This is a genomic window from Streptomyces lincolnensis, from assembly GCF_021173675.1.
GTDB lineage: Bacteria > Actinomycetota > Actinomycetes > Streptomycetales > Streptomycetaceae > Streptomyces > Streptomyces lincolnensis_B.
Genome location: NZ_JAIHON010000007.1, coordinates 61,218 through 74,651 on the forward strand (window position 1 = coordinate 61,218; position 13,434 = coordinate 74,651).

Genomic DNA, 13,434 nt, shown 5'->3' on the forward strand with positions numbered 1-13,434 from the left:
AAGCGGGCGTGATCCGGGTAGGTGGCAGTAAAATATTCGGTGACCATGCGGGTGGGACAGGATAATCTCCCGAGTCTCCTCTTGCTGGCAGAAACTGTGTATGTGTACGGTCTCCTCACGCGAGGTTCTCCTGTGGAGGATGGGACATGACGGAAATTCTTGTGCAGTCGGCTTCGGGGGAGCAGGTTTCTCCCGCGACCAGGGTGGTGGAGCACCCGGCATGGGCCGTGCTCAAGGATGCCGTGGAGCAGATCCGGCCATGGCAGTCCAAGGACGGCTCCATCGACTTCGAGGCGGAGCGCGCCCCGGACCCGGCGGACGCCGAACTCGCCGTCCGCGGCGTCGTCCATGCCGTCGAGGAGCTGTCCCCGTTGCTCCCGCACGACCGCGCCTACCACGAGGCCCTGGTCAAGGACCTGCACCGCTGGGTGGACGGCGGCTTCCGGGTGCCGGACTTCCTGGACTCGCTGCTCGCCTTCCAGCCCGCCGCGAACCGCGCGGACGGCCTCCAGCACCTCGTCGTCTTCCCGATGTACACGCAGAACGGCAACCCCGACCGCAACCTCGAAGCGGTCGTGCTGCGCATGGTCTGGCCCGACTGGCTGGCCGAGCTGGAGCGCACCCGCTACGACAACCCGCTGTTCTGCGGCATCAAGTTCGAGGACTTCACCGCCGGCTACGACACCAACTCCGCGGTCCTCTTCCCGGAGACCATCGCCGTGCGCGAGGCCCCCGAGCGGTTCAGCTGGGGCGGCATCTTCTGCGACCGCGAGGCCGCCCGCTTCCGCCGGGTGACCGCCGCCGCCGTCGACATCCTCGGCCTGGAGCTGCCCGAGGACATCGCCGCGATGGTCCACGACCAGAAGCGCTGCGAGGAGGCCTTCGTGCTGTGGGACATGGTCCACGACCGCACCCACAGCCACGGCGACCTGCCCTTCGACCCGTTCATGATCAAGCAGCGCCAGCCGTTCTGGATGTACGGCCTCGAAGAGCTGCGCTGCGACCTCACCGCCTTCAAGGAGGCCGTGAAACTCCAGGCCGACGGCGTCCCGCAGGCCCGTGACGTGCAGTACGCGGTGCTCTTCGACCGCATGTTCCGCTTCCCGGTCACCGGCGAGCGGGTCCGCAACTACGACGGTCTGGGCGGCCAGCTGCTCTTCGCCTACCTGCACAAGCACGACGTCGTGCGCTGGACCGACAACAAGCTCTTCATCGACTGGCAGCGCGCCCCGCAGGTCACCAACCAGCTGTGCGCCGACATCGAGCAGCTCTACCGCGACGGCATCGACCGCCCCAAGCTCGTCCACTGGTTCGCCGGGTACGAGCTGGTCTCCACCTACCTCGCCCCGCACCCGGGCTCCAGGTGGGCCAAGGGCCCCGACGCCCTCGACCTGAGCCTGCCGCCGCGGAAACTCGTCGATGACGTGCTTCCCGACGAGTTTCCGCTGAGCATGTTCTATGAGGCCCTCTCCAAGAAGCTGAAGAATGTGATCGCCTCGACCCGGGGCATCACGGCGGAGAGCGCCGAGCGGATCGCCGCGTGAGCGGCGGGGACCTTCGCGCGACCGAGAACACTGCTCAGCAGGAGGCGAAGAAGATGGCGGGGAACGGAGCGCTCAGCGGTGCGGTGATCGCGGTGGCCGGCGCGGGCGGGCCCGCGGGCCGGGCGGCGCTGCTGCGACTGGCCGAGGCGGGAGCGACCGTCGTCGGCGCGGACAACGACCCCGAGCGGCTGGCGGAGGCGGTGGACGCCGCCCGCTACGGCGCCGGCGGCGCCACGGTCACCGGCGAGACGGTCGACCTGCTCGACCTGGACTCCACCCGGGACTGGGCCGCCCGCACCGAGAAGGAGTTCGGGCGCGTCGACGGCGTGGTCCACCTCGTCGGCGGCTGGCGCGGCAGCGAGACCTTCATCAAGACCAGCCTCGACGACTGGGACTTCCTCGAACTGCTGCTGATCCGCACCGTGCAGCACACCTCGCTGGCCTTCTACGAGGCCCTCCAGCGCAGCGACCGCGGACGCTACGTGCTGATCAGTGCCGCCGGTGCCACTCGGCCGACCGCGGGCAACGCCTCGTACGCCGCCGCCAAGGCCGCGGCAGAGGCCTGGACGCTCGCCCTGGCCGACGCCTTCCGCAAGGCCGGGGGCGCCGGAGGGCCGACCTCCGCCGCTGTCATCCTGGTCGTGAAGGCACTGGTGCACGAGGCCATGCGCGCCGAGCGCCCCAACGCGAAGTTCGCGGGCTTCACCGACGTCCGGGATCTGGCCGAGGAGGTCGCCGGGGTCTGGGAGAAGCCCGCCGCCGAACTGAACGGAAACCGTCTGTGGCTGACCGAGAAGCCGTGAACCCACCGAAGACCGACGCCCGCCGCCACCACGACCCGCAGATCCGCGGTTTCGCCAGCGACAACTACGCCGGCGCCCACCCGGAGGTGCTCGCCGCCCTGGCCGTGGCCAACGGCGGGCACCAGGTCGCCTACGGCGAGGACGACTACACCGACAACCTCCAGCGGATCGTGCGCAGCCACTTCGGCGCCACCGCCGAGGCGTTCCCGGTCTTCAACGGCACCGGCGCCAACGTCGTCGCGCTCCAGGCGGTCACCGACCGCTGGGGCGCGGTGATCTGCGCCGAGAGCGCGCACATCCACGTCGACGAGTGCGGGGCGCCGGAGCGGGTCGGCGGACTGAAGCTGCTCACCGTGCCCACGCCCGACGGCAAGCTCACCCCCGAGCTGATCGACCGACAGGCGTACGGCTGGGAGGACGAGCACCGCGCGATGCCGCAGGTCGTCTCGATCACCCAGAGCACCGAGCTGGGCACCCTCTACACCCCGGACGAGATCCGCGCGATCTGCGACCACGCCCACGCCCACGGCATGAAGGTCCATCTGGACGGCTCCCGCATAGCCAACGCGGCGGCCTCCCTGGACGTGCCGATGCGGACCTTCACCAACGCCGTCGGCGTCGACATCCTCTCGCTGGGCGGCACGAAGAACGGCGCGCTGTTCGGCGAGGCCGTCGTCGTCATCGACCAGGACGCCGTCAGCCACCTCAAGCACCTGCGCAAGCTGTCCATGCAGCTCGCCTCCAAGATGCGTTTCGTCTCGGTGCAGTTGGAGGCCCTGCTCGCCAAGGACCTGTGGCTGCGCAACGCCCGCCACGCCAACGAGATGGCCCAGCGGCTGGCGGAGGGCGTCCGCGCGGTCCACGGCGTGGAGATCCTCTACCCCGTGCAGGCCAACGGCGTCTTCGCCAAGCTCCCGCACGACGTGAGCGAGCGGCTCCAGCAACGGTTCCGGTTCTACTTCTGGGACGAGGCCGCCGGTGTCGTGCGCTGGATGTGCGCCTTCGACACCACCGAGGACGACGTGGACGCCTTCGTGGCGGCGCTGAAGGAGGAGATGGCCCGCTAGAGCCTGTCGTTCGGACCAGGTCGGCCGCGGGCGCATCCCCTCCCTTCGCTCCTGTCAGCCGTTGACGACGATCGCCGAGACGTTGTTCCGCAGGTTCGGGTCGAACCGCTCGACGGGCAGCTCGCTGTCACGGATGGTCTCGACGACCGCCCGCGCCCCGCGAATCACCTTGTCGATCCGGAGTTGGACCTTGAAGGTGTAGGACGCCTTGTCGTGCAGGTAGATCGGCGTCCCGCAGAAGTAGGTCGCCTCCGAGGGGCCCTCCTCGGACGGCGGCTGAGTCCAGCAGTCCTCCGGCAGTCCTACGACCGAGGTGCCCGCCGGTGCCTGGAAGCGCACGACGGCCACGGGCGAGCCCGCACCCAGTGACGCCACCCAGGCCGGGCCGCGGTTGAGCACGGTCATCCGGGCGGTGACCGTGTCCCCCGCGGCCCCACGCATCCTGTTGCCGGTGAGCTTGAGGTCGGCGCTGTTCTTGGCGTCGAGGACGACGGCCCGGTAGTTGTCGGACAGGTCGACGTCGTCCTCGTCGGCCGCCGCCCGCTGCCCGGTCACGGGCAGCAGATCCAGCTCGGGGCCCGCTCCCCGGGTCCACGTGTAGTCGCCGCGGGCCTCTTCCAGCGCCGCGTCCGAATAGGGCAGGACGGAGTGGTCGAACCGCTCGTACAGCGCATTACGGCCGATGCCGAGCCTGGTCACCAGGTCGTACCGCTGCCCGGGAGCCACCGCCTCGTCCAGCACGCACAGCGCGCCTGTACCGGTGGCGCCCTCCCGGTACTCGCAGTTGGCGTGCCGCTCCTTGAACCGCAGGCCGTACGAGGAGTAGACCCACAGCAGCGTCCGCTCCACGGCGCGGTTGCCGTTGTTGGCGACAGTCGCCCGGACGGTGTGGTCCGTTCCGGGGGTGAGTCCCCGCTGCCACGGGGCCTGGCTGAGCCCGAGGTCCGGGCCGTTGCCCACCGTGATCCGGGTCTCCGTGTCGGCCGCGGACAGCTCTCCCGCGGTGGCCGTGTACCGCACGGTCCCGGACGCGCTGAGGTCCGCGTCCGGCAGTGCGCGCAGACCGATCAGGGCGGCCGGGACGCCCTCCATGCCGGCCGGCATCGCCGGGACGTCGCACACCGCCTTGGTCGGCGTCTCGGGCAGGCAGTTGGCGGGCCACGACACCACCGCGAAGGAGGCGATCTCGCTCGCGTCCACGCTCAGCCGGCCGGCCGGCACGTCGTTGTCGAGGTTGTCGTGGGTGATCCGCACCTCAAGGGTGCGCTCCCGTGTGCTGCCGTCCGTGTCCGGCCCCGGCAGCACCGTCTCGTACGGCACGCCGATCCACAGCTGGTCGGACAGGGCGTGCACGGGCCCGGCCCCGATCGCGGCCAGGGCACAGCCGGCGACCGCGGCTCCGAGCAGACGATGCTTCATGAGTTCCCCCTCATCGGTGTTCGGTCGCGGTCGAGACCCACGGCAGGGCGGAGGGGTTGTAGCCGGGGCCGTGGTTGCGGCGATGTTCAGCCGTTCTCCGAGTGGCGGGGCACTCTCCCGTGTCGACGCATAAATATGCGATGAGCGGAAATTTGATTGACCTCCGAGCGGGCTGCCGCCTACGCTCTGCTGTCATGCAGATGATCCAGCAAACCGCTGACCTCTCCGCTTACTTGGCCGCTGACGAGGTGATCGACCACCAGCATCCGATCGTCCGCGAGACCGCGGCCAGGCTCGCCGATGGGGCGGCGGACTCGTATGAGTATGCACGGGTGGCCTTCGAGTTCGTGCGCGACACCATCCCCCACTCGCAGGACTCCGGCGATCCGCGCGTCACCTGGCGCGCCTCGGACGTCCTGGAACAGGGCACCGGCATCTGCTACGCCAAGGCCCACGCGCTGACCGCTCTGCTGCGGGCCGAGGACATCCCGACCGCGCTCTGCTATCAGAAGTTCGACGTCGTGCACGGCCTGATCGCCGTGCGGTTCAACGGGGCCTGGCATCGTCAGGACCCCCGGGGCAACAAGCCGGGCGTGGACGCCCGGTTCTCCCTGGAGGGAGAGCGGCTGGCCTTCACGCCCGATCCGGCGTCCAATGAGATGGACTACCCGGTCTTGTATGCTGCACCTCACCCGGCTGTTCTGGACGTCCTCAAGGCCGCCCTCGACCGGCCGTATCTGTGGAAGACCCTCCCCACCGCACTCTGAGGCAGGCGATGACTCTCTCCCTGACCGTGTCCGACGAGGTACGCGCGCTCGCGCCCGGCTTCACCCCTGTCGTCGTCGAGGCCCACGGCCTGGTCAACGGCCCGAGCACGGAAGCGAGCGCGGCGCTCCTGGACGACGCGGCCCGCCGCCTCGCCGTACGCCTGGACGGCCGCGCCCCGCACGAGGACCCGCACATGGCGGCCTGGCGCGAGGTCTACACGGCGTTCGGCTCGAAGCCGTCGCGCAGCCGCAACTCGGCCGAGGCGCTGGCCAAGCGGGCGCTGACGGAGGCCGGGCTGCCCCGGATCAATCTCCTCGTGGACCTCTACAACGCCATCAGCGTCGCCCATCTGATCCCCGTCGGCGGCGAGGACATCGACCACATCCAGGGCGGCATGCGCCTGGTCCGGGCCACCGGCGACGAGGATTTCGTGACGGTCGCGGGCGGCGAGGAGGTCGTCGAGCACCCCGACGCCGGCGAGGTCGTGTGGCGCGACGACACGGGCGTCACCTGCCGCCGCTGGAACTGGCGCCAGGGCCCCCGCACCCGGCTCACCGAGAAGACCGTCTCCGGGATCTTCCTCCTGGAGAGCCTGGCACCGATGCCGGCCGCCGAGGCCGAGGCGGCGGGCGCCGAACTCGCCGAGCTGCTGGAGAAGTTCAGCCCGGGGGCACGGATCGCACTGACGGTGCGGTAGCCCGCCCGAAGGGCGCGGGGCCGCACCGGGGCTGTGACGGTGTGCGGCTCCGTCGCGTGTGCGCGATCGGCCACGGCGAACCCGCGGCCGGTCGGCTACCGCGCCTCGGCCTCGCGCACCTGCTCCGGTGTCGGTGCCGTGCCGCCCAGGTGGGCCGGCATCCACCAGGTGTCCTGCGCGTCCTTGGGGCGGACCGGGTAGGCGCGCTGTGCGGCCTCCAGCAGTTCCTGCACCCGCTCGCGCACCTGCCGGGTGATGGCACCCGCGTACTTGTCGCGGGAGGCCTCGATCGCCTCGCCCACGCGGATGGTGATCGGGGTGTGGCTGCGCTTGAAGTTGCGCGGGTGTCCCTTCGTCCACAGGCGCTGCGTGCCCCACACGGCCATCGGGATCAGCGGGACGCCCGCCTCCTGGGCCATGCGCGCGGCGCCGGACTTGAAGGACTTCAGCGTGAAGGAGGGGGAGATGGTGGCCTCCGGGAAGACCCCCACGATCTCACCGGACCGCAGCGACTCCAGCGCGTGCGCGTAGGCCGTCTCGCCCTGTTTGCGGTCCACGGGGATGTGCTTCATCCCGCGCATGAGCGGGCCGGAGATCTTGTGGCGGAAGACGGACTCCTTCGCCATGAAGCGCACGAGACGTTTCTGCGGGAGTGCCGCCAGCCCGTTGAAGACGAAGTCCAGGTAGCTGATGTGATTGCTCACCAGGACGGCACCGCCCGAGCGCGGGATGTTCTCCGACCCCTTGCAGTCGATCTTGAGGTCCCAGGCCTTGAACAAGGCCTGGGCGAATCCGACGACGGGACGGTAGACAAGCTCTGCCATGGACGGGGTGGGCCCTTCCTTCTCTGCCCGGGAAGGGATCTCCCCGGCGGAAGTTACGCAGCCGTAGGTTTACGGCATGTCGCAGATCGTGCCCCAAGAACGGACGGGGAGCTAGTCCTCGTGCCCGCGGGTGGCGAGATTCTCGTCACGTCACCCGGTGATCCACCTCGGTGTTTTAAGCCGCCTTTACTCCGCGCGTACCGTCGCGCGCCGTACAAGCAGGTACATCTCGCAGCCCAGGCAGTAACCGAACGCGGCGTTGAGGAAAGCGGCCGCGAGCGCCGCCCCGGTCGCCGCGAGACCCAGCCACTCGGGCCCGAACGCGTAGCCGACGAGCCCCAGGCCCGCGAAGACCAGACCCACCGCCTGCGCGAACCGGGGCGGCTCGGGCGCCTCGAACTCCGTCGGCGGCCCCAGCCGCGGGCGGACCGCCGTACGGAAGAGCAGGCCATAGGGGGAACGGCCGACACCGCCCGCCGCGCCCAGGGCGAACGCCAGCGTCTGCCAGGCCAGCAGCCAGGCACTGCCCGTGATCAGCACGACCGCCAGGACGACGGTCGTCACGGCCGCGCCGAAACGCGGCCCTCTTGCATCGATGTCCATGGGAATCAAGCATTCCGCACGGGGGAGAGATCGGGGAGGCGGGAATCTTTGCAGTCGTGTGAATGGTTGTGCGGGAGATGACCGGACTCGTGGTGTGCGTGGCGGTGCTCGCGATGGCGAGCGCCTACGGAGTGCTGCAACGGCGGCGGAGCGGGAGGGTGAGGGTGCGCGTGCGCGACGACGGAAAGCTGCTCGGCCCGGCCGAGTTGGGCGGGGACCTCGGAGAGCGGGCCACGCTCGTCCAGTTCTCCAGCGCGTTCTGCGCCCCCTGCCGGGCCACCCGGCGGATCCTCGACGAGGTGGCCGGCATGGTCCCGGGCGTCGCCCATGTCGAGATCGACGCCGAGAAGCACCTCGACCTCGTCCGCGAGCTCGACATCCTCAAGACGCCGACCGTTCTGGTCCTGGACGCGGACGGGAGAGTCGTACGGCGGGCCACCGGCCAGCCCCGCAAGGCCGACGTGATCGCCGCGCTGGGGGAGGCCGTGTGATCCGTGTCGCAGGCGCGGTGAGTCATCTCCCATATTCCGGAACGTACTTGACTGTGTGCACCACGTATCGCCAGCCTGGCCCCATGCCTTCGGAACTCCTTCTCGTCGGCCGGGCCCACGTCGACCTGGCCCGCACCGCGAGCGCGTGTTGTCCGAGCTGTTGAGCAGCGACGGACCTCCACGCCACTCCTCGCAGAAGGACTCCTTCATGACGGTCACGCCCGGCCTCCGCACCCCCCGGCTCGCCTCTCCCGACCTCCTGCGCTCCGTCTTCCGGCGGCACGCCGCCGGAGTCGCCGTGGTCACCGCGCGCGGCGAGGCCGGCCCGGTCGGCTTCACCGCCACCTCCCTGACCTCGGTCTCCGCCGAGCCCCCGATGCTCTCCTTCGGTATCGGCACCGGCGCCTCCAGCTGGCCCGCGGTGTCCCGGGCCGACCATGTCGGCGTCCACATACTCGGTGAGCACCAGGAGGAGCTGGCGGCCACGTTCGCCCGCAGCGGCGCCGACCGCTTCGGCGGGGCCACCGCCTGGAGCGACGGCCCCGAAGGGGTTCCCGTTCTCGACGACGTCCTGGCGTGGCTGGTGTGCCGGGTCGTCACGCGTGTACCGGCCGGTGACCACCGGATCGTGCTGGCCGAGGTCGTCCTCGGCGACCCCGCCGGCCCCGGCCGTCCCCTGCTCTACCACGGGGGACGGTTCAACGGCCTGCGCGACTGACGGGGCGGACCTCCCTTCTGCGAAGGCGTCGGGTTCCGATTACGCTGCGTTGCACAGGTCACAGTTCAAAGCGCTTGCTTAGCGGGAACGAACTGGGTGTACTGGCGAGTAATATTTCGTTCGGAGCGCGGGCCGCCCCGACCGGGATCGGCCGCTTGAGGCGCCTATGCTGCCTGCAAGAGGCAGCCGAAAAATGACGATGCAGTAGGAGAGCCGGCGTGAGCTTGAGGATCGTTGTCACTGTGAAGTACGTGCCCGACGCCACTGGCGACCGGCACTTCGCCGATGACCTGACCGTCGACCGGGACGACGTCGACGGTCTGCTCTCCGAACTGGACGAGTACGCGGTCGAGCAGGCGCTTCAGATCTCCGAGAACTCCGACGACGACGTGGAGATCACCGTCCTGACCGTGGGTCCCGAGGACGCCAAGGACGCGCTGCGCAAGGCGCTGTCCATGGGCGCCGACAAGGCCATCCACGTCGAGGACGACGACCTGCACGGCACCGACGCCATCGGCACCTCGCTGGTGCTGGCCAAGGCGATCGAGAAGGCCGGCTACGACCTGGTGATCTCCGGCATGGCCTCCACCGACGGCACCATGGGCGTCGTCCCGGCCCTGCTCGCCGAGCGCCTGGGCGTCCCGCAGGTCACCCTGCTCTCCGAGGTCTCCGTCGAGGACGGCACGGTCAAGGGCCGCCGCGACGGCGACGCCGCCTCCGAGCAGCTCGAGGCCTCCCTGCCGGCCGTCGTGTCGGTCACCGACCAGTCCGGCGAGGCGCGTTACCCCTCCTTCAAGGGCATCATGGCGGCCAAGAAGAAGCCGGTCGAGGCCTGGGACCTGTCCGACCTGGACCTGGAGGCCGAGGAGGTCGGCCTGGAGGGCTCCTACACGGTCGTCGACTCCGCCGCGGAGCGCCCGGCCCGCACGGCCGGCACGATCGTCAAGGACGAGGGCGAGGGCGGCAAGCAGCTCGCCGAGTTCCTCGCGAGCCAGAAGTTCATCTGAGCTCGACTCCGCCGACCGCCCCTCATCTGATCCAAGCAGGAGAGCAATCCCATGGCTGAAGTTCTCGTCTACGTCGACCACGTGGACGGTGCCGTCCGCAAGCCCACCCTGGAGCTGCTGACCCTGGCCCGCCGCGTCGGCGAGCCGGTCGCCGTCGCGCTCGGCGCGGGTGCCGCCGACACCGCCGCCGTCCTCGGCGAGCACGGCGCGGTCAAGGTCCTCACCCACGACGCCGCCGAGTACGCCGACTACCTGGTCGTGCCCAAGGTCGACGCGTTGCAGGCCGCGGTCGCCGCCGTCTCCCCGGCCGCCGTGCTGGTGCCCTCCTCCGCCGAGGGCAAGGAGATCGCCGCCCGTCTGGCGCTGCGTCTGGGCTCCGGCATCATCACCGACGCCGTCGACCTGGAGTCCGGCGACGAGGGCCCGGTGGCCACCCAGTCGGTGTTCGCCGCGTCCTTCACCACCAAGTCCCGTGTCTCCAAGGGCACCCCGGTCATCACGGTCAAGCCCAACTCCGCAGCCGTGGAGGCCGCCCCGGCCAACCCGGCCGTCGAGGCGCTGGAGGTGTCCTTCTCCGCGCAGGCCACCGGCACCAAGGTCACCGCGCGCACGCCGCGTGAGTCCACCGGGCGTCCGGAGCTGACCGAGGCCGCGATCGTGGTCTCCGGCGGCCGCGGCGTCAACGGCGCCGACAACTTCGCGATCATCGAGGCCCTCGCCGACTCCCTCGGCGCGGCCGTGGGTGCCTCGCGTGCCGCGGTGGACGCCGGCTGGTACCCGCACACCAACCAGGTCGGCCAGACCGGCAAGTCCGTCTCGCCGCAGCTCTACATCGCCAACGGCATCTCCGGTGCCATCCAGCACCGCGCCGGTATGCAGACCTCGAAGACCATCGTGGCCGTCAACAAGGACGCCGAGGCCCCGATCTTCGACCTGGTCGACTACGGCGTCGTCGGCGACCTCTTCGACGTGGTCCCGGCGCTGACCGAGGAGATCAAGGCCCGCAAGGGCTGATCCCCGACACCGGGCCATGCCGAGGCCCCCGCGACCCCACCCCGGGAGGGGCGGTCGCGGGGGCCTCGGCTCATCCCAGGGTGAGCGACGCCTGCACCGGCAGGTGGTCGCTCGGGAACTGGCCGTTCAGGGCGAAGGTGTTGATCGACGCCCGGTGGGTGGTGACGCCCGGCGTGGTGAGGATCCAGTCGATACGGTCGCCCTCCGGGACCAGCGGCCGGTAGCCGTGGAAGGTGGCGTAGAGCCTGCCGCGCTCGGCCGCGGTGTCCCAGGTGTCGACGAACCCGGCGCGCAGGAGCGTGTCGTAGGCCTCGTTGGCGTGGGCCGCCGCGTTGAAGTCGCCGGTCAGGACGGACGGTAAGGAGCGGTCCAGCTGGGCGATCCGCTCGGCGACGAGCGCGGCGGAGCGTTCTCGGGCGAACTGTCCGATGTGGTCGAAGTGGGTGTTGAGGACGTAGAACTCCCGCCCGCCGTGGCGCAGATCGCGGAAGCGGACCCAGGTGGCGATGCGGGGGAGCTTGGCACCCCAGGTGTTGGAGCCGATCACCCGGGGCGTGTCGGAGAGCCAGAAGGTGTCGTGCTCGGTCGGGGCCAGGCGCCGGGTGTCGTAGAAGACCGCCGTGGACTCGTCGTGGCTGCCGCCCTCGCGGCCGGTGCCGATCCAGTCGTAGTGCTCCCCGAGGTCGGCGTGGATGTCGCGCAGCTGCTGGTAGAGGCCCTCCTGGGTGCCGATGACGTCGGGGGCCTCGCGCCGGAACAGTTCCCGCATCACCGGACGGCGGACCGCCCAGCTGTTGGGCTCGGCGGCGCTCGCGAACCGCAGGTTGAACGTCATGACCTCCAGACGGCGGCTCCTCCCCTTGGCGGCCGAGGCCGGTACCGCGCCCACCAGCGGCACGGTGAGCGCGGCCGCCACCGCGGAGCGCAGACCCATGCGGCGCGACATGCTGGTCGTGTTCACCATGTGATTCCCTCCCCAGAGCTCAGGATGAAGGTGCGGGTCGTCGTGCGGAAGAGGGTGTAGAGGTTCTCGGTGGCGGCGGTGAACGCGGGGGACCGTGCCGTGGACGGGGTGTTGACCGGCGGGAAGCATCACGGATAACTTCGCTCTACGGATTGTTGATTCCGTAGAGCGGAAAATAGGAGGCTGTGGGATGGGTCAGGGCCAGCAGGAGCAGGTGGCGACGAGCCTCGCGGGCGCCGTCGGCGAGGAGATCAGCGCCTCCCTCGCCCCGGTCGACGCCGAACTGGAGCGCCGCTACCCCGGGGACCCCGGCACCCGCCAGCCCGTCCACACCGTCTACGTCCCCGGTGACGTCTTCGCCGCCGACACCATCCGCTCCTGGGGCGACCGGGCGCTCGCCGCCCTCGACGAACACGCCCCGGACGCCGCCTCCTTCGCCGCCGTCCTCGGCCTGTCCGACGACCTCGCCGAGCCGGTGTACTCCCGCGTCCGCGCCAAGCTGGAGCAGGAGCCCGTCGAGGACCTGCGCGTCGACTTCGAGGACGGCTACGGCCCGCGCCCGGACGCCGAGGAGGACGAGGCCGCCGCCCGCGCGGCCCGGCTGATCGCCGAGGCGTACCGGGACGGCACGGCGGCCCCGTACATGGGCATCCGCATGAAGTGCATGGAGGCGGCCGTCCGCGACCGCGGCATCCGCACCCTGGACATCTTCCTCACCGGCCTGATGGAGGCCGGCGGCCTGCCCGACGGGCTCGTGCTGACCCTGCCGAAGGTGACCTACGCCGAACAGGTCACCGCCATGGTGCGGCTCCTGGAGGCCTTCGAGAAGGCACGCGGCCTGGAGCCGGGCCGGATCGGCTTCGAGATCCAGATCGAGACCAGCCAGTCCATCCTCGCCACCGACGGCACGGCCACGGTCGCCCGCATGATCCAGGCCGCCGAGGGACGCGCCACCGGCCTGCACTACGGCACCTTCGACTACAGCGCCTGCCTCGGCGTCTCCGCCGCCCACCAGGCCAGTGACCACCCCGCCGCCGACCACGCCAAGGCGATCATGCAGGTCGCGGCCGCGGGGACGGGAGTCCGGCTGTCGGACGGCTCGACCAACGTCCTCCCCGTCGGCCCCACCGCCAAGGTCCACGACGCCTGGCGCCTGCACTACGGCCTCACCCGCCGCGCCCTGGCCCGCGCCTACTACCAGGGCTGGGACATGCACCCCGGCCACATCCCCACCCGCTACGCCGCCGTCTTCGCCTTCTACCGCGAGGGGTTCGAACAGGCCGCCGGACGCCTCGCCCGCTACGCGGGCCGCGTCGGCGGCGACGTCATGGACGAGCCCGCCACCGCCAAGGCCCTCGGCGGCTACCTGCTGCGCGGCCTGGACTGCGGCGCCCTCGACATCGCCGAGGTCGCCCGGCTGACCGGCCTGACCCGCGCCGACCTGGAGAGCTTCGCGACACCGCGGAGGGGCGATCTGACGATCTCCGGCACCTAGCGGGCGGTGCTCGACCAAGA

The 13,434-nt window shown here is 70.6% G+C and carries 14 protein-coding genes; 10 read left to right on the top strand and 4 right to left on the bottom strand.

Annotated elements, in window-relative coordinates; all coding sequences use genetic code 11:
* Positions 1–146 precede the first annotated feature (146 nt).
* Genes K4B79_RS21220 through K4B79_RS21230 form a run of 3 tightly spaced genes read left to right on the top strand, consistent with a single transcriptional unit; the run spans position 147 to position 3,414 of the window.
* Positions 147–1,544 carry a DUF6421 family protein gene (locus tag K4B79_RS21220; RefSeq protein WP_232028411.1) on the top strand — a complete coding sequence of 466 codons (1,398 nt, stop codon included), beginning with the start codon at positions 147–149 and terminating at the stop codon, positions 1,542–1,544.
* A gap of 53 nt (positions 1,545–1,597) precedes the next feature.
* Positions 1,598–2,347 (top strand): SDR family oxidoreductase, encoded by a 750-nt coding sequence (locus tag K4B79_RS21225; RefSeq protein ID WP_232028412.1) that lies wholly within the window; start codon positions 1,598–1,600, stop codon positions 2,345–2,347.
* Positions 2,344–3,414: a threonine aldolase family protein gene (locus tag K4B79_RS21230; RefSeq protein ID WP_232028413.1), complete on the top strand. Its 1,071-nt coding sequence runs from the start codon at positions 2,344–2,346 to the stop codon at positions 3,412–3,414. Before K4B79_RS21225 ends, K4B79_RS21230 begins: the two co-directional genes overlap by 4 nt.
* 54 nt (positions 3,415–3,468) lie before the next feature.
* On the opposite strand, the gene K4B79_RS21235 is transcribed toward K4B79_RS21230, so the two are convergent.
* On the bottom strand, positions 3,469–4,833 hold the full coding sequence (locus tag K4B79_RS21235; RefSeq protein WP_232028414.1) for a hypothetical protein: 1,365 nt from the start codon (positions 4,831–4,833) through the stop codon (positions 3,469–3,471).
* Positions 4,834–5,027: 194 nt separating this feature from the next.
* Between K4B79_RS21235 and K4B79_RS21240 the strand changes: the two genes are divergently transcribed.
* On the top strand, positions 5,028–5,600 hold the full coding sequence (locus tag K4B79_RS21240; protein ID WP_232028415.1) for a transglutaminase-like domain-containing protein: 573 nt from the start codon (positions 5,028–5,030) through the stop codon (positions 5,598–5,600).
* Positions 5,601–5,608: 8 nt separating this feature from the next.
* Positions 5,609–6,298, top strand: a complete 690-nt coding sequence (locus K4B79_RS21245; protein ID WP_232028416.1) for a B3/B4 domain-containing protein — start codon at positions 5,609–5,611, stop codon at positions 6,296–6,298.
* A gap of 95 nt (positions 6,299–6,393) precedes the next feature.
* On the opposite strand, the gene K4B79_RS21250 is transcribed toward K4B79_RS21245, so the two are convergent.
* Together K4B79_RS21250 and K4B79_RS21255 are read right to left on the bottom strand one after the other, a co-directional pair.
* On the bottom strand, positions 6,394–7,122 hold the full coding sequence (locus K4B79_RS21250; RefSeq protein ID WP_232028417.1) for a lysophospholipid acyltransferase family protein: 729 nt from the start codon (positions 7,120–7,122) through the stop codon (positions 6,394–6,396).
* A gap of 186 nt (positions 7,123–7,308) precedes the next feature.
* A complete protein-coding gene (locus K4B79_RS21255; RefSeq protein ID WP_232028418.1) occupies positions 7,309–7,725 on the bottom strand; it encodes a DUF4395 domain-containing protein in 417 nt (138 codons plus the stop codon).
* A 77-nt stretch (positions 7,726–7,802) separates the two neighbouring features.
* Between K4B79_RS21255 and K4B79_RS21260 the strand changes: the two genes are divergently transcribed.
* From K4B79_RS21260 to K4B79_RS21275, 4 genes are all read left to right on the top strand, one after another.
* Complete coding sequence (locus K4B79_RS21260) at positions 7,803–8,216, top strand: TlpA family protein disulfide reductase (RefSeq protein ID WP_232028419.1); 414 nt, start codon at positions 7,803–7,805, stop codon at positions 8,214–8,216.
* A 208-nt stretch (positions 8,217–8,424) separates the two neighbouring features.
* On the top strand, positions 8,425–8,934 hold the full coding sequence (locus K4B79_RS21265; protein ID WP_232028420.1) for a flavin reductase family protein: 510 nt from the start codon (positions 8,425–8,427) through the stop codon (positions 8,932–8,934).
* Positions 8,935–9,152: 218 nt separating this feature from the next.
* Positions 9,153–9,941 carry an electron transfer flavoprotein subunit beta/FixA family protein gene (locus K4B79_RS21270; protein WP_232028421.1) on the top strand — a complete coding sequence of 263 codons (789 nt, stop codon included), beginning with the start codon at positions 9,153–9,155 and terminating at the stop codon, positions 9,939–9,941.
* Between the two features lie 51 nt (positions 9,942–9,992).
* Positions 9,993–10,955, top strand: a complete 963-nt coding sequence (locus K4B79_RS21275; protein ID WP_232028422.1) for an electron transfer flavoprotein subunit alpha/FixB family protein — start codon at positions 9,993–9,995, stop codon at positions 10,953–10,955.
* Positions 10,956–11,025: 70 nt separating this feature from the next.
* On the opposite strand, the gene K4B79_RS21280 is transcribed toward K4B79_RS21275, so the two are convergent.
* Positions 11,026–11,919 (bottom strand): endonuclease/exonuclease/phosphatase family protein, encoded by an 894-nt coding sequence (locus K4B79_RS21280; RefSeq protein ID WP_232028423.1) that lies wholly within the window; start codon positions 11,917–11,919, stop codon positions 11,026–11,028.
* Positions 11,920–12,109: 190 nt separating this feature from the next.
* Here K4B79_RS21280 and K4B79_RS21285 point away from each other — a divergent pair, with 190 nt between their 5' ends.
* Positions 12,110–13,414, top strand: a complete 1,305-nt coding sequence (locus K4B79_RS21285) for a DUF6986 family protein (protein ID WP_232028424.1) — start codon at positions 12,110–12,112, stop codon at positions 13,412–13,414.
* Positions 13,415–13,434 lie beyond the last annotated feature (20 nt).

Excerpts from the sequence above, each read along its gene's own strand:
- K4B79_RS21220 (WP_232028411.1), top strand. The coding sequence starts at position 147 with ATGACGGAAATTCTTGTGCAGTCGGCTTCGGGGGAGCAGGTTTCTCCC.
- K4B79_RS21225 (WP_232028412.1), top strand. The coding sequence starts at position 1,598 with ATGGCGGGGAACGGAGCGCTCAGCGGTGCGGTGATCGCGGTGGCCGGC.
- K4B79_RS21235 (WP_232028414.1), bottom strand. The coding sequence starts at position 4,833 with ATGAAGCATCGTCTGCTCGGAGCCGCGGTCGCCGGCTGTGCCCTGGCC.
- K4B79_RS21240 (WP_232028415.1), top strand. The coding sequence starts at position 5,028 with ATGCAGATGATCCAGCAAACCGCTGACCTCTCCGCTTACTTGGCCGCT.
- K4B79_RS21245 (WP_232028416.1), top strand. The coding sequence starts at position 5,609 with ATGACTCTCTCCCTGACCGTGTCCGACGAGGTACGCGCGCTCGCGCCC.
- K4B79_RS21250 (WP_232028417.1), bottom strand. The coding sequence starts at position 7,122 with ATGGCAGAGCTTGTCTACCGTCCCGTCGTCGGATTCGCCCAGGCCTTG.
- K4B79_RS21255 (WP_232028418.1), bottom strand. The coding sequence starts at position 7,725 with ATGGACATCGATGCAAGAGGGCCGCGTTTCGGCGCGGCCGTGACGACC.
- K4B79_RS21260 (WP_232028419.1), top strand. The coding sequence starts at position 7,803 with ATGACCGGACTCGTGGTGTGCGTGGCGGTGCTCGCGATGGCGAGCGCC.
- K4B79_RS21265 (WP_232028420.1), top strand. The coding sequence starts at position 8,425 with ATGACGGTCACGCCCGGCCTCCGCACCCCCCGGCTCGCCTCTCCCGAC.
- K4B79_RS21275 (WP_232028422.1), top strand. The coding sequence starts at position 9,993 with ATGGCTGAAGTTCTCGTCTACGTCGACCACGTGGACGGTGCCGTCCGC.
- K4B79_RS21280 (WP_232028423.1), bottom strand. The coding sequence starts at position 11,919 with ATGGTGAACACGACCAGCATGTCGCGCCGCATGGGTCTGCGCTCCGCG.
- K4B79_RS21285 (WP_232028424.1), top strand. The coding sequence starts at position 12,110 with ATGGGTCAGGGCCAGCAGGAGCAGGTGGCGACGAGCCTCGCGGGCGCC.